The organism is Symbiopectobacterium purcellii (assembly GCF_052050035.1).
Taxonomy (GTDB): domain Bacteria; phylum Pseudomonadota; class Gammaproteobacteria; order Enterobacterales; family Enterobacteriaceae; genus Symbiopectobacterium; species Symbiopectobacterium purcellii_A.
In genome coordinates, this window is the sequence record NZ_CP189882.1 from 5,161,792 (window position 1) to 5,180,646 (window position 18,855).

23 protein-coding genes and 12 pseudogenes are annotated in these 18,855 nt (G+C 46.9%); 17 read left to right on the forward strand and 18 right to left on the reverse strand.

Annotated features, from left to right (window positions below):
- Positions 1 to 80: 80 nt before the first annotated feature.
- Positions 81 to 518: pseudogene (locus ACQGXV_RS35060) on the forward strand (transposase); the annotation flags it as partial.
- 13 nt (positions 519 to 531) lie between these two features.
- On the opposite strand, the gene ACQGXV_RS35065 reads toward ACQGXV_RS35060, so the two are convergent.
- Both ACQGXV_RS35065 and ACQGXV_RS35070 read right to left on the reverse strand, forming a co-directional pair.
- Entirely contained in the window at positions 532 to 702 is a 171-nt protein-coding gene (locus tag ACQGXV_RS35065) for a hypothetical protein (RefSeq protein ID WP_440864588.1), read from the reverse strand.
- Between the two features lie 246 nt (positions 703 to 948).
- Positions 949 to 1,385 (reverse strand): annotated as a pseudogene (locus ACQGXV_RS35070) (transposase); the annotation flags it as partial.
- Positions 1,386 to 1,427: 42 nt separating this feature from the next.
- Between ACQGXV_RS35070 and ACQGXV_RS35075 the strand changes: the two are divergent.
- Positions 1,428 to 1,745, forward strand: a pseudogene (locus ACQGXV_RS35075) (integrase core domain-containing protein); the annotation flags it as partial.
- A gap of 221 nt (positions 1,746 to 1,966) precedes the next feature.
- On the opposite strand, the pseudogene ACQGXV_RS35080 reads toward ACQGXV_RS35075, so the two are convergent.
- Positions 1,967 to 2,161: pseudogene (locus tag ACQGXV_RS35080) on the reverse strand (holin); the annotation flags it as partial.
- A 658-nt stretch (positions 2,162 to 2,819) separates the two neighbouring features.
- Here ACQGXV_RS35080 and ACQGXV_RS35085 point away from each other — a divergent pair.
- From ACQGXV_RS35085 to ACQGXV_RS35100, 4 genes and pseudogenes are all read left to right on the forward strand, one after another.
- Positions 2,820 to 3,110: pseudogene (locus tag ACQGXV_RS35085) on the forward strand (transposase); the annotation flags it as partial.
- A 39-nt stretch (positions 3,111 to 3,149) separates the two neighbouring features.
- Positions 3,150 to 3,515 carry an IS630 transposase-related protein gene (locus tag ACQGXV_RS35090; protein WP_440862584.1) on the forward strand — a complete coding sequence of 122 codons (366 nt, stop codon included), beginning with the start codon at positions 3,150 to 3,152 and terminating at the stop codon, positions 3,513 to 3,515.
- The gene (locus ACQGXV_RS35095) at positions 3,439 to 3,972 is read left to right on the forward strand and encodes an IS630 family transposase (RefSeq protein ID WP_440867641.1); all 534 of its coding nucleotides are present in this window, start codon (positions 3,439 to 3,441) and stop codon (positions 3,970 to 3,972) included. Before ACQGXV_RS35090 ends, ACQGXV_RS35095 begins: the two co-directional genes overlap by 77 nt.
- A pseudogene (locus ACQGXV_RS35100) lies at positions 3,900 to 5,034 on the forward strand (IS256 family transposase); the annotation flags it as partial. The gene ACQGXV_RS35095 and the pseudogene ACQGXV_RS35100, both read left to right, overlap by 73 nt.
- A 37-nt stretch (positions 5,035 to 5,071) precedes the next feature.
- On the opposite strand, the gene rmf reads toward ACQGXV_RS35100, so the two are convergent.
- The 3 genes and pseudogenes from rmf to ACQGXV_RS35115 all read right to left on the reverse strand — a co-directional run.
- Entirely contained in the window at positions 5,072 to 5,239 is a 168-nt protein-coding gene (rmf, locus tag ACQGXV_RS35105; RefSeq protein WP_195312963.1) for a ribosome modulation factor, read from the reverse strand.
- 267 nt (positions 5,240 to 5,506) lie between these two features.
- Positions 5,507 to 6,562: pseudogene (locus tag ACQGXV_RS35110) on the reverse strand (ABC transporter ATP-binding protein).
- A pseudogene (locus ACQGXV_RS35115) lies at positions 6,555 to 7,325 on the reverse strand (ABC transporter ATP-binding protein); the annotation flags it as partial. The pseudogenes ACQGXV_RS35115 and ACQGXV_RS35110, both read right to left, overlap by 8 nt.
- Positions 7,326 to 7,412: 87 nt before the next feature.
- On the opposite strand from ACQGXV_RS35115, the gene ACQGXV_RS35120 reads away from it, so the two are divergent.
- Positions 7,413 to 7,796, forward strand: a complete 384-nt coding sequence (locus ACQGXV_RS35120) for a hypothetical protein (protein ID WP_440864589.1) — start codon at positions 7,413 to 7,415, stop codon at positions 7,794 to 7,796.
- Positions 7,797 to 7,819: 23 nt separating this feature from the next.
- Positions 7,820 to 8,812, forward strand: a complete 993-nt coding sequence (locus tag ACQGXV_RS35125; protein ID WP_440864590.1) for an Rpn family recombination-promoting nuclease/putative transposase — start codon at positions 7,820 to 7,822, stop codon at positions 8,810 to 8,812.
- A 31-nt stretch (positions 8,813 to 8,843) separates the two neighbouring features.
- Here the strand turns inward: ACQGXV_RS35125 and ACQGXV_RS35130 are convergent, their stop codons facing one another.
- The 3 genes and pseudogenes from ACQGXV_RS35130 to ACQGXV_RS35140 all read right to left on the reverse strand — a co-directional run.
- Positions 8,844 to 9,455: a tail fiber assembly protein gene (locus ACQGXV_RS35130; RefSeq protein ID WP_440864591.1), complete on the reverse strand. Its 612-nt coding sequence runs from the start codon at positions 9,453 to 9,455 to the stop codon at positions 8,844 to 8,846.
- Positions 9,455 to 9,922, reverse strand: a complete 468-nt coding sequence (locus ACQGXV_RS35135) for a phage tail protein (protein ID WP_440864593.1) — start codon at positions 9,920 to 9,922, stop codon at positions 9,455 to 9,457. The genes ACQGXV_RS35130 and ACQGXV_RS35135 overlap by 1 nt, the downstream gene beginning before the upstream one ends.
- A gap of 269 nt (positions 9,923 to 10,191) precedes the next feature.
- A pseudogene (locus ACQGXV_RS35140) lies at positions 10,192 to 10,281 on the reverse strand (IS5/IS1182 family transposase); the annotation flags it as partial.
- A 49-nt stretch (positions 10,282 to 10,330) separates the two neighbouring features.
- Here ACQGXV_RS35140 and ACQGXV_RS35145 point away from each other — a divergent pair.
- From ACQGXV_RS35145 to ACQGXV_RS35155, 3 genes and pseudogenes are all read left to right on the forward strand, one after another.
- Positions 10,331 to 10,693, forward strand: a complete 363-nt coding sequence (locus tag ACQGXV_RS35145; protein WP_440867804.1) for a DUF3289 family protein — start codon at positions 10,331 to 10,333, stop codon at positions 10,691 to 10,693.
- Positions 10,694 to 10,828: 135 nt separating this feature from the next.
- Positions 10,829 to 11,113, forward strand: a pseudogene (locus tag ACQGXV_RS35150) (DUF3289 family protein); the annotation flags it as partial.
- A 158-nt stretch (positions 11,114 to 11,271) separates the two neighbouring features.
- Positions 11,272 to 11,694, forward strand: coding sequence for a DUF1640 domain-containing protein (locus tag ACQGXV_RS35155; protein ID WP_440864594.1), 423 nt, complete (start codon positions 11,272 to 11,274; stop codon positions 11,692 to 11,694).
- A 7-nt stretch (positions 11,695 to 11,701) separates the two neighbouring features.
- Here the strand turns inward: ACQGXV_RS35155 and ACQGXV_RS35160 are convergent, their stop codons facing one another.
- The 6 genes from ACQGXV_RS35160 to ACQGXV_RS35185 form a co-directional block, all read right to left on the reverse strand.
- Positions 11,702 to 12,325 (reverse strand): lambda exonuclease family protein, encoded by a 624-nt coding sequence (locus tag ACQGXV_RS35160; protein WP_440864595.1) that lies wholly within the window; start codon positions 12,323 to 12,325, stop codon positions 11,702 to 11,704.
- Between the two features lie 202 nt (positions 12,326 to 12,527).
- Positions 12,528 to 12,977 (reverse strand): transposase, encoded by a 450-nt coding sequence (locus ACQGXV_RS35165; protein WP_440867379.1) that lies wholly within the window; start codon positions 12,975 to 12,977, stop codon positions 12,528 to 12,530.
- Positions 12,901 to 13,266 (reverse strand): IS630 transposase-related protein, encoded by a 366-nt coding sequence (locus ACQGXV_RS35170; RefSeq protein WP_440862584.1) that lies wholly within the window; start codon positions 13,264 to 13,266, stop codon positions 12,901 to 12,903. Before ACQGXV_RS35170 ends, ACQGXV_RS35165 begins: the two co-directional genes overlap by 77 nt.
- A 32-nt stretch (positions 13,267 to 13,298) precedes the next feature.
- Positions 13,299 to 13,448 (reverse strand): hypothetical protein, encoded by a 150-nt coding sequence (locus ACQGXV_RS35175; protein WP_440864596.1) that lies wholly within the window; start codon positions 13,446 to 13,448, stop codon positions 13,299 to 13,301.
- Positions 13,417 to 13,800, reverse strand: coding sequence for an IS3 family transposase (locus ACQGXV_RS35180; RefSeq protein WP_440864597.1), 384 nt, complete (start codon positions 13,798 to 13,800; stop codon positions 13,417 to 13,419). Before ACQGXV_RS35180 ends, ACQGXV_RS35175 begins: the two co-directional genes overlap by 32 nt.
- Positions 13,801 to 13,859: 59 nt before the next feature.
- Entirely contained in the window at positions 13,860 to 14,138 is a 279-nt protein-coding gene (locus tag ACQGXV_RS35185; protein ID WP_440864598.1) for a transposase, read from the reverse strand.
- Positions 14,139 to 14,210: 72 nt separating this feature from the next.
- Here ACQGXV_RS35185 and ACQGXV_RS35190 point away from each other — a divergent pair, with 72 nt between their 5' ends.
- Positions 14,211 to 14,762: a tyrosine-type recombinase/integrase gene (locus tag ACQGXV_RS35190; protein ID WP_440864599.1), complete on the forward strand. Its 552-nt coding sequence runs from the start codon at positions 14,211 to 14,213 to the stop codon at positions 14,760 to 14,762.
- Positions 14,763 to 15,078: 316 nt separating this feature from the next.
- On the forward strand, positions 15,079 to 16,023 hold the full coding sequence (locus ACQGXV_RS35195) for an Rpn family recombination-promoting nuclease/putative transposase (protein ID WP_440864600.1): 945 nt from the start codon (positions 15,079 to 15,081) through the stop codon (positions 16,021 to 16,023).
- A gap of 31 nt (positions 16,024 to 16,054) precedes the next feature.
- On the opposite strand, the gene ACQGXV_RS35200 is transcribed toward ACQGXV_RS35195, so the two are convergent.
- From ACQGXV_RS35200 to ACQGXV_RS35210, 3 genes and pseudogenes are all read right to left on the reverse strand, one after another.
- Positions 16,055 to 16,666 carry a tail fiber assembly protein gene (locus ACQGXV_RS35200; RefSeq protein ID WP_440864601.1) on the reverse strand — a complete coding sequence of 204 codons (612 nt, stop codon included), beginning with the start codon at positions 16,664 to 16,666 and terminating at the stop codon, positions 16,055 to 16,057.
- Positions 16,666 to 17,061 (reverse strand): phage tail protein, encoded by a 396-nt coding sequence (locus ACQGXV_RS35205; protein WP_440867847.1) that lies wholly within the window; start codon positions 17,059 to 17,061, stop codon positions 16,666 to 16,668. Before ACQGXV_RS35205 ends, ACQGXV_RS35200 begins: the two co-directional genes overlap by 1 nt.
- An 8-nt stretch (positions 17,062 to 17,069) precedes the next feature.
- Positions 17,070 to 17,282: pseudogene (locus tag ACQGXV_RS35210) on the reverse strand (hypothetical protein); the annotation flags it as partial.
- 253 nt (positions 17,283 to 17,535) lie between these two features.
- Between ACQGXV_RS35210 and ACQGXV_RS35215 the strand changes: the two are divergent.
- The 4 genes and pseudogenes from ACQGXV_RS35215 to ACQGXV_RS35230 all read left to right on the forward strand — a co-directional run bounded on the left by ACQGXV_RS35215 (position 17,536) and on the right by ACQGXV_RS35230 (position 18,826).
- On the forward strand, positions 17,536 to 17,901 hold the full coding sequence (locus ACQGXV_RS35215; RefSeq protein ID WP_440862584.1) for an IS630 transposase-related protein: 366 nt from the start codon (positions 17,536 to 17,538) through the stop codon (positions 17,899 to 17,901).
- Complete coding sequence (locus ACQGXV_RS35220; RefSeq protein ID WP_440862665.1) at positions 17,825 to 18,358, forward strand: IS630 family transposase; 534 nt, start codon at positions 17,825 to 17,827, stop codon at positions 18,356 to 18,358. Before ACQGXV_RS35215 ends, ACQGXV_RS35220 begins: the two co-directional genes overlap by 77 nt.
- A gap of 22 nt (positions 18,359 to 18,380) precedes the next feature.
- A pseudogene (locus ACQGXV_RS35225) lies at positions 18,381 to 18,551 on the forward strand (IS5/IS1182 family transposase); the annotation flags it as partial.
- A gap of 23 nt (positions 18,552 to 18,574) precedes the next feature.
- On the forward strand, positions 18,575 to 18,826 hold the full coding sequence (locus tag ACQGXV_RS35230; RefSeq protein WP_440867805.1) for a hypothetical protein: 252 nt from the start codon (positions 18,575 to 18,577) through the stop codon (positions 18,824 to 18,826).
- The last annotated feature ends 29 nt before the right edge of the window (positions 18,827 to 18,855 follow it).

Genomic DNA, 18,855 nt, shown 5'->3' on the forward strand with positions numbered 1-18,855 from the left:
GCATTCCGAGAGGAAAAATTAGTCGTTGAAATTTTATAATGCTTATATAAATCAGTATCTTAAATTATTCAACAAAGCCGCATCAGGTGCGGAACTCGCTGCGCTACGTCGGCTGGAAAGAGCGTAAAGCCGTTGCTGCTGACCTCCGCACTATCTATAGTTCCGCAACGCTAGAGGGCGCTGAAGAGGCCCTGGATGCCTTCGCGGACAAATGGGATGAGCAGTTCCCGACGATCAGCCCATCGTGGAGAAATAATTGGGAACATCTCATCGTCATTTTTGATTTTCCGCCGGAGATCCGCAAGGTTATCTACACCACCAACGCGATAGAGTCGTTAAATGCTTCATTGCGCAAGATAACGAAAACGCGACGAATATTTCCAACGGATGACTCGGTGCTAAAATTATTCTATCTAGCCTTACATAATATCTCGGCTAAATGGACCCTACCAATCAGAGACTGGAAACCGGCTATGAGCCAATTCATGTTGATGTATGGAGATCGGATTTCCGGTTAAGCGATGGAGCCATTTACACGAAATTCTTTACAGACTCATTGAGCAAATTTGGAATATCAATACGTTCATTTCCACCGCGGTTGTATTGATGTTTTCTTGTTTGGCAACTAACGAGGGTTAATTCTTTCATCAACTTACCCGCTAACCACCGCCCAAGTTTCACGTCGTGTGTATTGGTAACCATCGTGGCGATAGTCCTTGCGCCCGCAGACCCGCCACTAACGTTCCACGCTTCGCTGGCTTTGTTGAATAATTTAAGATACTGATTTATATAAGCATTATAAAATTTCAACGACTAATTTTTCCTCTCGGAATGCTTTTTATTGTGCTAACTATTTGATTTGTCGTTCTAACAAAATACATTCTCTGTAAATGCATTCTAACTAAAGAAGATGTAAATCAAACGGTTAAATTATTCAACAAAGCCCGCTTCGCTGACCAGGCTACGTTTTATCGTCCGCTCAATATCTGGCTCCTTAGGTCGACACCAATAGCGATAACTGCTTCGGTGAACATTAAAAATACGACACAACGCTTTCACTGGATAAAGCGCTCTTAGCTTTTCAACTACCGAGAATTTTTCAGTGAGTCGGACATTAAGAGCGCAGTAGCCTTTTTTAAGATGGCATTCTCCATTTACAGTCGGTGGATTTTTTTCTTCATTTCTCTGAACTCAATTTGTTCAGGTGTTAATGGCAGACCAGGCGATGTTTTCCCTTGACGTTCTAAACGAAGGGCTCTTACCCACCGGCTAATCGCTGAAAGACTGACGTTCATGGCTTTCGCGGCTTCCTGGTAGGTATAATTTTGGTCAAGGACTAATTTGGCGGTTTCACATTTAAATTCAGCAGTAATTATTTTACTCATTTTGGCACCTATAAAAATTATGAGGTAAGCATATCACCTCTACTTAGGTGGCCAAATTCAGTATGCCACTACAATACGGACAGGGGGGCGCAGTACACGGGACAACGCTTTCAGGCTCTGCTGAGCAGCTACAGGCTGAGGAGCAGTATGGGAGACGTGGGTACCTGCTGGGATAATGCGGTGATGAAGCGCTTCTGGGGCAGTCTGAAACATGAATGGTTGCTGCTGGTACCCCAGCCAACACGGGCTTACATGGAGCAGGATGTGGCGACGTATATCCGCTACTACAACCTAGACAGGCATCATGCCGCTAACGGGGATCTGTCTCCGGTGCGTTATGAACAAATGGGGCTTTGTTGAATAATTTAAGATACTGATTTATATAAGCATTATAAAATTTCAACGACTAATTTTTCCTCTCGGAATGCTTTTTATTGTGCTAACTATTTGATTTGTCGTTCTAACAAAATACATTCTCTGTAAATGCATTCTAACTAAAGAAGATGTAAATCAAACGGTTAAATTATTCAACAAAGCCAACAAATGGCTGAGAAAAAAGTGTCCTGATTTACTTGACCAGTGCAGGTGCCGATGGTACAGACCATACCGACAATCATTGCCCAGTCACCGAGCGTTAACCCTGCCATTTTATCCGCAAGCAGCCATACGCTCTCTGTCGTTGATGCGGCGTAGGCTCTGGCAGACGGGCCCAGCCCTATTAGCCCCGTCCCGCTTCCGTATGAAAGCCTGCTGTAGATAGTGCTCATTCGTGTCATACCCTCACCTCCCGGCAGGGATGGCGATATATTATTGAAAGGGAAAATAAAAAAGGCCACGCCGGAGCGCAGCCTTACAGAACTAAAATAGATTAGTCATTTATATAAATTACATTACCTAAATGTAATCTAATGTTACCTATCTGTTGTTGATAAACCATTTTAGGAGTAGTGGTCGGTCTCAGACTTACCGCTATTCGTCTTTTACTAATTTTCGTCGGTAAATGTTGTTCAGTATTATTTGAAATCTGATTCAAATTACGAGCGAGGGGTGACATTTCTCCAGGGCATGTAGCTGAAGTATTTTGGAACGGTTGTACTGGAACACTTCTGTTTACATTAACAATCATGGCATAACCTATTAATAACGATTAGGAGATCATTATTATATTTTACAACTGATTGTAATTTATATAAATAAAAAGCCCGAGAGTGTAAAAAGATCTGTGTAAATGGCATTTTGAGGAAAACCTTCAGAGGACAAAAAATGCCTATCAGCAACGAACTTATTGACCAACTGGGCTTTGTTGAATAATTTAAGATACTGATTTATATAAGCATTATAAAATTTCAACGACTAATTTTTCCTCTCGGAATGCTTTTTATTGTGCTAACTATTTGATTTGTCGTTCTAACAAAATACATTCTCTGTAAATGCATTCTAACTAAAGAAGATGTAAATCAAACGGTTAAATTATTCAACAAAGCCGACCAACTGCTTCAGGATTGCCACTCCCCTCAGGAGCTTCTGGGTGAATCAGGACTACTCAAGCAGCTGACTAAAAGACTGGCGGAACGGGTTCTTCAAGCTGAGATGGAGATACACCTTGGGTATGCTAAGCATGACCCGGCTGGTAATAATTCAGGCAACTCCCGCAATGGCAAGACATCCAAGAGCGTACGTAGCCAAAATGGGGCGCTCGAGCTCGATATTCCGCGCGACCGCAACAGTATAGCTAAACGACTTAATTTTGATTACATTATTTAAATGAGCTATTCAATTGATTTTAGACGTAAAGTGATATCTACACGGAAAAACGAAGGGTTGAGTATCCGAGAAACAGCGAAGCAATTTCGGATTGGCCCTGCCTCTGTATCGCGTTGGATTAATCAAATAGAGTCAAAAGCATCGACCACGCGTCAGCGAAAGATCGATAAATCCGAGTTGATAAAAGATGTTGAACAATATCCAGATGCTTACCAAAAAGAACGTGCAGAGCGTTTTGGCGTTTGTCAGAAGGCCATTTGGCAAGCGCTTAAAAAGCTGGGATTGACCTATAAAAAAAACTCTACGTCATCCGAAAGCCGACGAAAACGCCCGGCAGGGATTTCAACAAAAAAAACAACAGTATGAAAAAGAAGGTAAACCTATTGTTTTTATTGATGAAAGTGGTTTTTCACACGATGCCCCACGGACTCACGGCTATTCCCCAAAAGGTCAACGGTGTTTTGGCCTGAAGAACTGGGGAGCTAGGGGAAGAACAAATGTTATCGGCGCTTTATTAGGCACAACGCTGTTTGCTATCGGATTATTTGATATCAATATTAACAGCGATGTTTTCTATGCCTGGGTCACACAAGTCCTTATCCCAGTACTCCCTAAAAACAGTGTAATCATGATGGACAATGCCACTTTTCACAAAAAACATAATATTCAACAATTCATCATCGATGCAGGGTATATGGTGGAGTATTTGCCTACATATTCGCCAGATCTTAACCCAATTGAGCATAAATGGGCACAAGCAAAAAGCAAAAAAAGAGAGATGGGTTGCGATACAGAGAGTTTGTTCTCAGTCCATATGGTGTAATCAAAATTAAGTCGCTTGGCTATACCTTCGAGCCGACACTGCTCGGTAAGCACGAAAAGCAGCTTAACGGCTTCGATGACCGCATTATTTCTCTCTATTCCAGAGGGCTATCAACCCGTGATATTCAGGCTCACTTTAAAGAAGTCTACGGAGTCGATGTTTCCGCTGGCTTCATTTCTCAAGTGACCAATGCCGTGATGGATGACGTTAAGCGCTGGCAGCAACGGCCGCTGGATGCGTTTTATCCCATTGTTTACCTTGACTGTATTGTGGTCAAAAGCCAGGACGGCGGAGCCGTGACCAACAAGTCTGTTTACTTGGCTCTAGGCATCAACGGCCAGGGCGAAAAAGAGCTGCTGGGGCTATGGATAGCCAAAACCGAGGGGGCCAAGTTCTGGTTATCTGTAATGACAGAACTGAAAAATCGTGGGCTACAGGACATCTTCATCGCCTGCTGCGATGGCCTGAAGGGCTTTACTGATGCCATTGAAGCTGTTTACCCGCATACGCGGGTACAGCTCTGCATCGTGCATCAGGTGCGGAACTCGCTGCGCTACGTCGGCTGCAAAGAGCGTAAAGCCGTTGCTGCTGACCTGCGCACTATCTATATTTCCGCAACGCTAGAGGGCGCTGAAGAGGCCCTGGATGCCTTCGCGGCCAAATGGGATGAACAGTTCCCGACGATCAGCCCATCGTGGAGAAATAATTGGGAACGTCTCATCGTCATTTTTGATTTTCCGCCGGAGATCCGCAAGGTTATCTACACCACCAACGCGATAGAGTCGTTAAATGCTTCATTGCGCAAGATAACGAAAACGCGACGAATATTTCCAACGGATGACTCGGTGCTAAAATTATTCTATCTAGCCTTGCATAATATAGCCAACCGACTTAAAAATGATTACATCCTATGCCCTGATATGCGGCAAAGAAGCATAGCTGGCTGTTATCAAAATAATGTCGCTTGGCTATATCTCGGCTAAATGGACCCTACCAATCAGAGACTGGAAACCGGCTATGAGCCAATTCATGTTGATGTATGGAGATCGGATTTCCGGTTAAGCGATGGAGCCATTTACACGAAATTCTTTACAGACTCCTACGCGGTAACCGCCCTGTCCTCCATAGCTTGCCGCCAGCCTCCCAACCATTCAGATCGGGCATTAATAGATTGATAAGGACAAAGTTCCTTCGACTTTCCGGAAAGTCCTGCTTGATAGCCGCGTGATTGCGCCCGTTCCAAACGATCTCGTTTCTGTCTCTTCATGCCTCATTTCCCTCATTGTTCATCTGCTGGAAAGAAAACAGTGACTGCTTTTCGAGCACCCACAAGGTATCAATAGCGATTCTGGGCACGAAGGTCAAGGCTAAAAATTCACTATCCTGTCACATTAATGCTATAAGCTTCGCAGCGAACGTTGTCTCCTGTATGCAGAATGATTGATCTACGGGAAGCTTTTATTCGGGTGTTTACCCCACCAAAAAAAAAGCGAGCGAGAGTCTCCTGCTACGATCCGATAAAATCGGAATATTCTTACAAGTCCACGACTGCACGCCAACAGCGAACAGAATCGGTTTCATTCAGTGGCGTCAATAATTGAGGCTGCCCACAGGCCGCGCTCGCATAAGGGCAACGTTCCCGAAAAAAACAGCCCTGCGGTAAGCGTCGATTGCTGGACAATTCGCCGGTTTTTATCTCCTCGCCAGCCGGTTGCAACAGCGGCCTGTCAAGCCGAGGAACTGAATCCAGCAACAAACGGGTATAGGGATGGCGCGGCTGGTTCAGTACACGGTGTGCCGTGCCTAATTCAACGATTTGCCCTAAATATAGCCAAGCGACATTATTTTGATAACAGCCAGCTATGCTTCTTTGCCGCATATCAGGGCATAGGATGTAATCATTTTTAAGTCGGTTGGCTATACATCACAGCGACACGATCGCTCATGTGACGAATTACAGAAATATTATGCGATATCAGCACGTAGGTGAGCTTCCGCTGTCGCTGTAACATCACCAGTAAATTCAAAATTTGCGCCTGAACAGAGATATCCAACGCTGAGGTAGGTTCATCCAATAAAATGATATCGGGCTGTGCAGAAAGCGCACGCGCAATGGCGATACGCTGACGCTGACCGCCGGAAAACGCATGGGGCAAACGGTCGAGATATTCATGACGAATGCCGACCAACGTCGCCAACTCGCTTGCCAGCGCTCTGCGTTCCGTTCCGTTTCGGTACCGTGCCCCTGCAACCAGACCGGCTCGGTAATAGTGCGCCACACGGGCAGCCGAGGATCGAGCGATGACAGCGGGTCCTGAAACACCATTTGCATCCCGTTTGCCAGCCAGGAGCCCGGTGAACGCGCCCGCACGCACTCGCCTTGCGAAGGCGCTAGCATCCCCATCAATACCTGTCACAAGGTGATTTTCCCGCAGCCGGACTCACCGACCACGCCCAACGTTTCGCCATCGCTGATCGTCAGATCGAGGCCGTTAAGCGCATGGACGTGTTCAACCACCTTGCCACGCCAGTTACGCTTTGCCGGGAAGCGAACGTGTACATCACGCAGCGTCAATAAGGCGTCATTCATTTCCCACCTCCGTCTGAGGATTCCAGCAGGCAACCTGTTGAGAGGACGTTGCCAGCGTATGCAGTTCAGGACGTTGATAGCAGCGTTCCGTCGCCTCCGTACAGAGTGGACGAAACGCACAGCCTTCAGGCAACTGCGACAAATTGGGTACCGTGCCGGGGATAGCCGGCAGCACAGCGCGCGGTATAGCATCATCCGGTGCGCAGCGTAACAACCCTTGCGAGTAGGGATGGGCGGGACCTTGGATCACGGCCTGTGTGGCTCCACTCTCAATAACCGTTCCGGCATACATGACGTACAACCGATCGCACAGTTGTGATACAACCGCCATATCGTGACTGATAAACAATACTGCTGTCCCGCGCTCCTGCGCCTTTTGTTTTAACAGTCGCAACACCTGACGCTGCACCGTAACATCCAGGGCGGTTGAGGGCTCATCGGCAATGATCAGTTCAGGATTACAGGAAAAGGCCAGTGCAATCATTACGCGCTGACGCATCCCGCCGGAAAGCTCAAACGGATAACGCTTCATCACCTGCTCCGCATCAGAAATTTGCATTTCTGAGAGCAATACCCGCGCATGGGCGTGTGCATCACGTTTATTCAACGGTTGGTGCTGTTGGATAACTTCGCGCATCAAATCACCGACGCGGCGCGTTGGGTTCAGTGCCGTCATCGGTTCCTGAAAGATCATGGCCACTTTGGTGCCACGCATGGCTTTGTTGAATAATTTAACCGTTTGATTTACATCTTCTTTAGTTAGAATGCATTTACAGAGAATGTATTTTGTTAGAACGACAAATCAAATAGTTAGCACAATAAAAAGCATTCCGAGAGGAAAAATTAGTCGTTGAAATTTTATAATGCTTATATAAATCAGTATCTTAAATTATTCAACAAAGCCGCCACGCATCTGGCGCAGGGTCCGCTCCGAGGCATTGAGCATATCCTGTCCCAACAGGGTAACGCTGCCGCTGTTGATGTTGATGTTGATGTTGATGTTGATGTTGATGTTGATGTTGATGTTGTAGCAGACTTAAAACACATGAAAACCATAAATATCAATATCATAATTGTTTTTCCTACTCAAAAAATAGGCGAAAAAACACAACAAAACACAACAATACACGACATTTTTATCAATACGTTACCGTCCATTTCGACTTGCCGACTACGCCAGAATCGCCCAAATTTGACAGACTTGAGGGAGGGGGATTTCGATGGCATACCGTAACCTGAGCAAGGTATACTGCGCCAATGACAACATCTTCACTCTCACAACACGATTCGCTGTTCAAAAAGTTTCTCGGCGATATCGCTGTGGCCCGAGACTTTTTGGAAATCCATCTGCCGCCCCACCTGCGTGAACGCTGCGACTTCAGTACGTTGGCAATGGAGTCGGGCAGCTTTATCGAAGACGACCTGCGCACCCAGTGTTCGGATATGCTCTATTCCGTGCAGACGAATGCGGGGAAAGGCTACATTTATACACTCATCGAGCACCAGAGCAGGCCAGAAAAGCTCATGGCATTCAGGCTGCTACGGTACAGTGTGGCAGCCATGCAGCGGCACCTTGAGCAAGGTAACGAGACCTTGCCCGTGGTCATCCCGCTCCTGTTCTACCACGGCACCACGTCGCCCTACCCCTACAGCACACAATGGCTCGATTGCTTTGCTGACCCTGAAATGGCAGAATCAGTCTATACGCAGGCATTCCCGTTGGTTGATATCACCGCTATGCCGGATGATGAAATACTGTCCCATCGGCGGGTAGCCCTGCTAGAATTGGTGCAAAAACACATCCGTACACGGGACATGCTGGAACTGGCAACCGATATCGCCCGCCTACTCAATCTATGGGCGATACCGAAAGAGCAGTTCCGTAGCCTGATATACTATATTGCAGAGCGGGGAAATACGTCGGATGAAGAGCAATTCCTACAATATATCGCCGCCACAGCCATTGACTATCGGGAGGACATCATGACCATTGCAGAGCAGCTTGAAGCCAAGGGCATCCAGAAGGGCAAGCAGGAAGGCTACCAGTTAGGCCGACAGGATGGTGTTCATGAAGGCGTACAACTCGGTCGCCAAGAAGGTCGCCAAGAAGGTCGCCAAGAAGGCGAGCATAGCGCCTCGCTCAAAATTGCAAGGCAACTTCTTGCTGATGGTGTAGGAAAATCAGCCATCAAGCGCTATACCGGCCTGTCCGATGATGAACTTGCTTCCCTGTTCAACGACGGGCATTAATCCCCGCCTTTTCCGCGTCCGGCGGCTCAGGTCAGTTTATAGCCGCCGCTTTGCTTATATCCAGCCGATTAAGCAGCACGCGGTATTTCTTCCACGCAACAAGTTGCGCCCTTTCTGTCTCCGTGGCCATATCGAGGTCTACCGCATCCTGAAGTGGCTGAATACGCGTATTCGCCACGGTAAGACGTGAGGTTAACGCCTGTTGTGCCTCCTGCTGCGCAGCTCGTGATTCAGCCGCTTGCTGGGCTTGCGTGTCTGTCACCCATTTTTTCCCGTTCCACACATCAAATTCGGTTTGTGGTTTCAGTAACGTGAGGTTATCCGGCAGTTCGCCGAATTGGGAAACAATCTGTTCCTGCCGTGTTTCGGTACTGTAAACTGTCTGGCCGCGATTATCCTCCACGTGCTCCCATGACTTGCCATCTGCCGCGCGACATAGCGCTTGCCCAACAGGCGGTAACTCTGGCTTATCGGGGTAACTGTGGGCTGGAAGGCCTACATCGAACATGAGGTATTCCATGCTGGCGCTTTGGTATTCGCGCGTGACCGGGTGCGCTTGATAAACAGTGATCCAACCCGCCTTTTTGCTGAGGCCGTTTGCGCCTAATTCTGCGGTTTCAATATCAGTTGAATAGATGCTCATTATGCGGCTCTCACGATGTAGTTAAAGGCAATGTTGCGTGGGCGGGTTTCGTTCGCGGTTCGCGTTTGGCGTGATGAATCAAAAACAGCACGGGCACCCGTATTAGTGCGCGTTGATGTTGCGTCGAAATTAACCAGCGCGGTGCGGTCGATGTATAAGGCCCCTGCAGGGGGATAATTGACGCCAGGGTCAGCCGTTTGGTCATCAAGCGTCCATTTTGCCGTTATCGGTTGCATCGCATCTCCCTGTGCACTGATTAAGGTACGCCCCAAATCAATCTTGCGCCCATCATCCCACCCACGAATAAACTCACCGCGCAGGTCAGGTAAATAGCCGGATGGGTAGAGCTCCGCGAGAATCGGATAGGTTGTTTTGTTAAAGGCCTGCCCGTTGCATTTCAGCCAACCAGCTGGCACAACAGCCCCAGGGAACGGGAGCGGAATACCTGCAATCTCACGGATGGACAATGCGCCTATTGAGTCTGGTGTTAATGCAGGGCTTTCAGGCGTCTTCCATAAGCCGTTTGCGTCGGCTACAGCGTTATTCCGGCTTTGTTGAATAATTTAACCGTTTGATTTACATCTTCTTTAGTTAGAATGCATTTACAGAGAATGTATTTTGTTAGAACGACAAATCAAATAGTTAGCACAATAAAAAGCATTCCGAGAGGAAAAATTAGTCGTTGAAATTTTATAATGCTTATATAAATCAGTATCTTAAATTATTCAACAAAGCCCCCCAGCGGATGGTGGGTTTTGTGTTCCGCGAGCAACGGAACCATTTTCCCCCAGAGTTCATCGCTGATCTGCCACTTATTGCTTGCCATACTTCCCTCAGAAATTGCCATTACTTATTAACTGACAATTCCTTTTGGGATAGGTTCTAAGAGTGTTTCCGACGAACAGCTTATTACAGAGTTATTTGATGAATTCCGATTTTATGCTAGAGTATTATCGTTTGGTCCTTATTCAGGCATAATACAAAAGATGATAATAAATTTTAGAAACAATAAGGGTGATTCATTTTCTTCTCCACTCCTTGATAAGGCATTGAATGAATTAATACTCAATGACAAAAGAAATGATAGCATTTTTAATAAAATTAAATCTACCATTAATGAACATATTGATTGGAATCAGGTTTTTTCGGATAATAAAAAAGAATATATAACTAAAAGTATTGCGGCAGCTAAATCACTAGAATTTACTAGGCTGTGTCCCTTAATTAATTTTCACTGATTGGAAATGAGAAAAACACATCGAGTCTGTTCGTTTTTTGGACTGATTTTGGTTTTTTTTACTGTCAAAAACAGCCTGCTTTGTACGATTTTTCATCTATCGTGCAATTAAGGGACACAGCCTAGACTAAAAAATACTTTCAATGGGCTTGGCCTTGCGGTCCACGGAATAAGTTCACTTATTATTACAGTTCAATCAATTTTTGTTAAAGAGGATAAATATTATGCTACAATTAATTTTCAGGCACAAGATCATTTTGGGTTAGATGATAGTGATATCCTAGATGTCAGATTTCATCATTTTATGATATTTCGTATTTGGTTCATACTTCAGCGTTGGAATAAGTTTAGCTTTAAACCTTTCATGACTAATATGCAAGCAACTGTTGTTATTTCAGAGGGAAAAAGCAATTATATTTAATAAATTTCAATAGGTGGATTCCTTAAGTTCAATTTCATGTGCCATAAGGTGCGAGCAGTATAACATACTGATTTCTTTGGTACTGTTATCCATCGAAAACTCTTCCTTCCGTTGATGCGGTGCATACGCTACACTTGCCCTAAACAGGAGGATCCCCCATGGGTCAAGTTGCATTTGATACATTGCAGGCGTCAGAAGAGCTTCAAACCGCCGGGCTTACCAGTCAGCAGGCCAAGGCGATCTCGCTTGTCGTACGTAAGTCTCACGAAGTGGCGGATGTCGCTACCAAGGCTGATATCGTTGAAGTCAAGCACGAAATTGCCGAAGTAAACCGAAATGTCGCCGATGTGCGCAAGGACCTGTCCGCAGAGATAGCCGATGTCCGTAAAGATATGGAAGCTCGCTTCGAGAAGAACGAAGCTCAGATGCAGGCTCGCTTCGAGAAAACTGAAGCTCAGATAGCCGATGTCCGTAAAGATATGACTGCCGGTTTTGATAAACTTGGCATGCAGATGACCATCCGGCTTGGTCTAATGGTCGCCGCTGCCGTGAGCATCATTGCTGCCATTCTCAAAATGTGACGGTGTGCTATGGAGTGCCGTTTATTTTGGCGAGCGTGGTGCTGACCAGTTCAAGAAAGTCGTTTCGTCGCTCTTGTAATTGAGCGATTTCTATCTCAACATCACCACGGTATAGCCGATGAGTGGTCAGCTGCCCGTTTTCAGGGAAGTCGGCGCAATAGCTGACAAAATCGACCCAGTCACGCCCGGTGCAATCCAGATGGCCGATTAACTGCCAGCGGTATGACGGGTCGAAACTACCTCGCTGCAATGTGGCGTAGTGGGTTGGGGCGATAACAGATTTAATCTCTATTACACCGTCGCTACCTACCAACCCGTCCGGGCTATTACCGTATGTGTCGTGGTCAAAGAAACCGCCGTTATCTACGCAGATGAAGTTCATGTCCTCATACAGGATCCGTGCTATCGGCTCCTGCTCGTGACCACGCTCCATGTGCTCATTTGAAAAGCTGAACTCTGACTTGCAGCCTTTTATTTGCTCCAGTGCAATTTGGAGCGCATAGCGCTTTGCAGGGTCGCCAAACGCTTTCCCTGCGTTAGCCATGATTAACCCGAAATTCGATGCGGTGGCCTTTCCTACGCGCAGCGCTTCCCATTCCTCAGTGTTCTGTTGGATATCATGCCAAATCATGCCGCAGCCTCCCTGCATTCGCTAATAAGCTGCTGACGGTGTTCCTCGGACATATCCATGCGCTCAAGCACCTTGCGCAAGTCACCATCGCGTTTATAAGCTGTTTTGGCGTTGTTCCATGCCTGAATTGTATAGCCAACCGACTTAAAAATGATTACATCCTATGCCCTGATATGCGGCAAAGAAGCATAGCTGGCTGTTATCAAAATAATGTCGCTTGGCTATATGTAGGCAAATACTCCACCATATACCCTGCATCGATGATGACTTGTTGAATATTATGTTTTTTGTGAAAAGTGGCATTGTCCATCATGATTACACTGTTTTTAGGGAGTACTGGGATAAGGACTTGTGTGACCCAGGCATAGAAAACATCGCTGTTAATATTGATATCAAATAATCCGATAGCAAACAGCGTTGTGCCTAATAAAGCGCCGATAACATTTGTTCTTCCCCTAGCTCCCCAGTTCTTCAGGCCAAAACACCGTTGACCTTTTGGGGAATAGCCGTGAGTCCGTGGGGCATCGTGTGAAAAACCACTTTCATCAATAAAAACAATAGGTTTACCTTCTTTTTCATACTGTTGTTTTTTTTGTTGAAATCCCTGCCGGGCGTTTTCGTCGGCTTTCGGATGACGTAGAGTTTTTTTTATAGGTCAATCCCAGCTTTTTAAGCGCTTGCCAAATGGCCTTCTGACAAACGCCAAAACGCTCTGCACGTTCTTTTTGGTAAGCATCTGGATATTGTTCAACATCTTTTATCAACTCGGATTTATCGATCTTTCGCTGACGCGTGGTCGATGCTTTTGACTCTATTTGATTAATCCAACGCGATACAGAGGCAGGGCCAATCCGAAATTGCTTCGCTGTTTCTCGGATACTCAACCCTTCGTTTTTCCGTGTAGATATCACTTTACGTCTAAAATCAATTGAATAGCTCATTTAAATAATGTAATCAAAATTAAGTCGTTTAGCTATATCTGCCGGGAGTACAAATCCATAATAGCCGCCAGATATAGCCAAGCGACATTATTTTGATAACAGCCAGCTATGCTTCTTTGCCGCATATCAGGGCATAGGATGTAATCATTTTTAAGTCGGTTGGCTATACAGCCAGCCTTCACCGGTCTTCAGATACGTGATGTCACTCGCCCACACCTGATTTGGCCCCGGCGGGTTAAAATTCTGGTTCAGCAGGTTTGGGGCCACCTCTGCACCCGGGCGGGGTTTTGTCGTGACCTTATAAGTCCGGCGCTGTCGGCAGACCAGCCCCTCTTCCTGCATGAGTTTCCTCACCCGCCAGCGGCTGATTATGATGCCTTCTCCACGAAGCCTTTTGACCAGCGTCCGGCTTCCTGCTCCCTGCCTGCTGGCGGCGAACAGCGCCTTTAACCTGACCCGGACCTCCACGTCTTTTTGCAGCGGTTCGGCGGGCTTTTTTCGCCATGCATACCAGGCAGAGGCCGTCACACGCATGACCCGACAGAGTGTACGAACGCTGAAGTCAGTGGCATTGTCGAGAATGAACCGGTATCTCACGGCATATGTTTCGCGAAGAAGGCACTCGCCTTTTTTAGTATCTCCTTCTCTGTACGTAACTCTTTGTTTTCCTTTTGTAACCGTTTTAACTCTGCACGTTCATCATCGCTGAGTACGCCGTTGCTCTGCTCGCGTGCCAGCGAGACCCATGTATGCAGGGTTTTGTTGCTTATGCCCAGCGATGCTGCTGCCCTGGCTATCGTATAGCCCTGCTCTGTTACCAGGGCAACGGCTTCCTTTTTAAACTCAGGGGTAAATTGTCGTTTATGGTTCACTAAACACCTCCGTTTTGGATGTAAGTTTAGTGTCCTGATTATTCAACCACTACAGTTACTCGTAATCAGCGGGTGGACATTGAGAGGGAGCGTATAACTCTGGATGAGTGGAGGCTTATACGCAAGGCAGCTGATACATTACCCGCATGGATTGGACCCTGTCTTGACCTTGCTTTAGTCACCGGTCAACGTTTAGGGGATATACAGGCGCTACGCTGGGAGGATATCAAAGACGGACGCCTTTACATCAAGCAGGCGAAAACAGGCATGATGCTTGCTTTCTGCGAGACAACCCACATCGACTGCCTCAATTTATGCCTTGCCGATGTACTGAACCAGTTTAGGAGATTAAACAACGGGAGAGCACATATCGTCGCAAACGCTAAATACAAGCAATTTGCCGCAAAAACGATATCTGCCGCTTTTTTGAAGGCGCGCCGTATATCAGGATTAATATGGGAACGCAAACCTCCCTCATTTCATGAAATCAGAAGTTTGTCAGCGCGTCTCTACACCGATGAGAAAGGGAAAGAATATGCACAAAAATTGTTAGGTCACAAAAGCTCTGCCATGACAGATAGGTACCGCGATGACCGGGGGGCTGAATGGAAGCAGATTGAATAATTTCGATCGAATTTCGAGTAATTTCGATCGATTGTTTGTAACTCACTGAATGAAAAGGGTGATATTTTAATGCCGCTGTGCGACACACAGCAGAGTTAAAATACATAAAAACTATAAATATCAATGTATTGAATGAATTTATCGCTCAAGAAATAGGCGACAAAACACAACAAAGCACGACAATACACGACATTTTTATCAATACGTTACCGTCCATTTCGACTTGCTAGCTACGCCAGAATCGCCCAAATTTGACAGACTTGAGGGAGGGGGATTTCGATGGCATACCGTAACCTGAGCAAGGTATACTGCGCCAATGACAACATCTTCACTCTCACAACACGATTCGCTGTTCAAAAAGTTTCTCGGCGATATCGCTGTGGCCCGAGACTTTTTGGAAATCCATCTGCCGCCCCACCTGCGTGAACGCTGCGACTTCAGTACGTTGGCAATGGAGTCGGGCAGCTTTATCGAAGACGACCTGCGCACCCAGTGTTCGGATATGCTCTATTCCGTGCAGACGAATGCGGGGAAAGGCTACATTTATACACTCATCGAGCACCAGAGCAGGCCAGAAAAGCTCATGGCATTCAGGCTGCTACGGTACAGTGTGGCAGCCATGCAGCGGCACCTTGAGCAAGGTAACGAGACCTTGCCCGTGGTCATCCCGCTCCTGTTCTACCACGGCACCACGTCGCCCTACCCCTACAGCACCCAATGGCTCGATTGCTTTGCTGACCCTGAACTGGCAGAATCAGTCTATACGCAGGCATTCCCGCTCGTTGATATCACCGCTATGCCGGATGACGAAATCCTGACCCATCGGCGCGTGGCGTTGCTGGAACTGGTGCAGAAGCACATTCGTACCCGTGATATGCTGGAACTGGTTAACGAACTGGCCGGATTGCTCGAGCAGTGGGCCGTACCAAAAGAGCAGTTCCGGGGCTTGATGTATTATATTCTCGAACGTGGCAATACCTCGAACGCCGAACAATTCTTGCAGGGGATCGCCACCAAAACCACGGATTACCGGGAGGACGTGATGACTATAGCAGAGCAGCTTGAAGCTAAAGGCGAACAGCGCGGCATCGAAAAGGGAATGCTTCTCGGTCGCCAAGAAGGTCGCCAAGAAGGCGAGCATAGCGCCTCGCTCAAAATTGCAAGGCAACTTCTTGCTGATGGTGTAGGAAAATCAGCCATCAAGCGCTATACCGGCCTGTCCGATGATGAACTTGCTTCCCTGTTCAACGACGGGCATTAATCCCCGCCTTTTCCGCGTCCGGCGGCTCAGGTCAGTTTATAGCCGCCGCTTTGCTTATATCCAGCCGATTAAGCAGCACGCGGTATTTCTTCCACGCAACAAGTTGCGCCCTTTCTGTCTCCGTGGCCATATCGAGGTCTACCGCATCCTGAAGTGGCTGAATACGCGTATTCGCCACGGTAAGACGTGAGGTTAACGCCTGTTGTGCCTCCTGCTGCGCAGCTCGTGATTCAGCCGCTTGCTGGGCTTGCGTGTCTGTCACCCATTTTTTCCCGTTCCACACATCAAATTCGGTTTGTGGTTTCAGTAACGTGAGGTTATCCGGCAGTTCGCCGAATTGGGTGACAATCTGTTCCTGCCGTGTTTCGGTACTGTAAACTGTCTGGCCGCGATTATCCTCCACGTGCTCCCATGACTTGCCATCTGCCGCGCGACATAGCGCTTGCCCAACAGGCGGTAACTCTGGCTTATCGGGGTAACTGTGGGCTGGAAGGCCTACATCGAACATGAGGTATTCCATGCTGGCGCTTTGGTATTCGCGCGTGACCGGGTGCGCTTGATAAACAGTGATCCAACCCGCCTTTTTGGTGAGTCCGTTTTCGCCTAATTCGGCATTTTCAATATCAGTTGAATAGGTGCTCATTATGCTGCTCTCACTATGTAGTTAAAGGCGATGTTGCGTGGGCGGGTTTCGGTAGCGGTTCGCGTTTGGCGTGATGAATCAAAAACAGCACGGGCGCCCGTATTCGTGCGACTTGATGTCGCGTCGTAATTCACCGGTGCTGAACTATCGATGTATAAAGCACCTGTCGGGGGATAATTGACGCCAGGGTCAGCCGTTTGGTCATCAAGCGTCCATTTTGCCGTTATCGGTTGCATCGCATCTCCCTGTGCACTGAGTAAGGTACGTCCCAAATCAATCTTGCGCCCATCATCCCACCCACGAATAAACTCACCGCGCAGGTCAGGTAAATGACCGAATGGGTAGAGCTCCGCGAGAATCGGATAGGTTGTTTTGTTAAAGGCCTGCCGTTGCATTTCAGCCAACCAGCTGGCACAACAGCCCCAGGGAACGGGAGCGGAATACCTGCAAACTCCGATGCTGATATAGGGTTTGGTAGGTTTTGGTTTGTCCACAATTCATAAGATTGAGTTTCCGAACCGCTGTTATTCCCGCTCGATATTCTTACGCCGTTTACATCAGGACCGCCCGCGATAGCTCCTACAGAAATTAGGGACCATGTATCACCAGCCCTCATAAAAACGCCTGAGCCGTATCGTTTGCTGTATGGTGTAGCCGTGTCGTTGCGAAAAACCCTACTGCCATTTGCCGTATTTCTCGCCCATGCGAGAAATGTTTCAGCGCCCCACACTTGATTAAACTAGTTGCTGAATAGAGACTTGCATTTTTTGTCAGGCTATTGAGGGCTTTGTTGAATAAATCGAACTTTCAGGGGATCGCCGGATCAAAGCACTATAGCTAAACGACTTAATTTTGATTACATTATTTAAATGAGCTATTCAATTGATTTTAGACGTAAAGTAATATCTACACGGAAAAACGAAGGGTTGAGTATCCGAGAAACAGCGAAGCAATTTCGGATTGGCCCTGCCTCTGTATCGCGTTGGATTAATCAAATAGAGTCAAAAGCATCGACCACGCGTCAGCGAAAGATCGATAAATCCGAGTTGATAAAAGATGTTGAACAATATCCAGATGCTTACCAAAAAGAACGTGCAGAGCGTTTTGGCGTTTGTCAGAAGGCCATTTGGCAAGCGCTTAAAAAGCTGGGATTGACCTATAAAAAAAACTCTACGTCATCCGAAAGCCGACGAAAACGCCCGGCAGGGATTTCAACAAAAAAAACAACAGTATGAAAAAGAAGGTAAACCTATTGTTTTTATTGATGAAAGTGGTTTTTCACACGATGCCCCACGGACTCACGGCTATTCCCCAAAAGGTCAACGGTGTTTTGGCCTGAAGAACTGGGGAGCTAGGGGAAGAACAAATGTTATCGGCGCTTTATTAGGCACAACGCTGTTTGCTATCGGATTATTTGATATCAATATTAACAGCGATGTTTTCTATGCCTGGGTCACACAAGTCCTTATCCCAGTACTCCCTAAAAACAGTGTAATCATGATGGACAATGCCACTTTTCACAAAAAACATAATATTCAACAAGTCATCATCGATGCAGGGTATATGGTGGAGTATTTGCCTACATATTCGCCAGATCTTAACCCAATTGAGCATAAATGGGCACAAGCAAAAAGCAAAAAAAGAGAGATGGGTTGCGATACAGAGAGTTTGTTCTCAGTCCATATGGTGTAATCAAAATTAAGTCGCTTGGCTATATCACCGGCGTTCAGTGGCAGAAACAGCGATGTTCCGCATAAAAACTTTGCTGGGTGGCCATCTGAGCCTGCGTGACTATGAGGCTCAAGTAGGTGAAGCCATAGCGATGGTCAAAGCGCTGAACCGTATGACGTTGTTGGGTATGCCACACAGCGTCAGGATTGGATAACAGGTGTAGCAGAGGGAGTCATCCTGTCGGCTAATTCTGATTTATTCAACAAAGCCCAACGCCCAATGAAAGATTACTACATCAGCATCGACATGGAGAAAGAGCTTTCGATGGTTGAGCGTAACGAGAAAGGCAAGGAGGCACGTCAGTACTTTATACAGTGTGAGAAGCGCATCAAGTCCCTGCCTGCCGATCCCGTTCAGATGCTCAATGACCCAGCGGCCATGCGTGGCATCCTGCTTACCTACACCGAAAAGGTTATTGGGCTTTGTTGAATAATTTAAGATACTGATTTATATAAGCA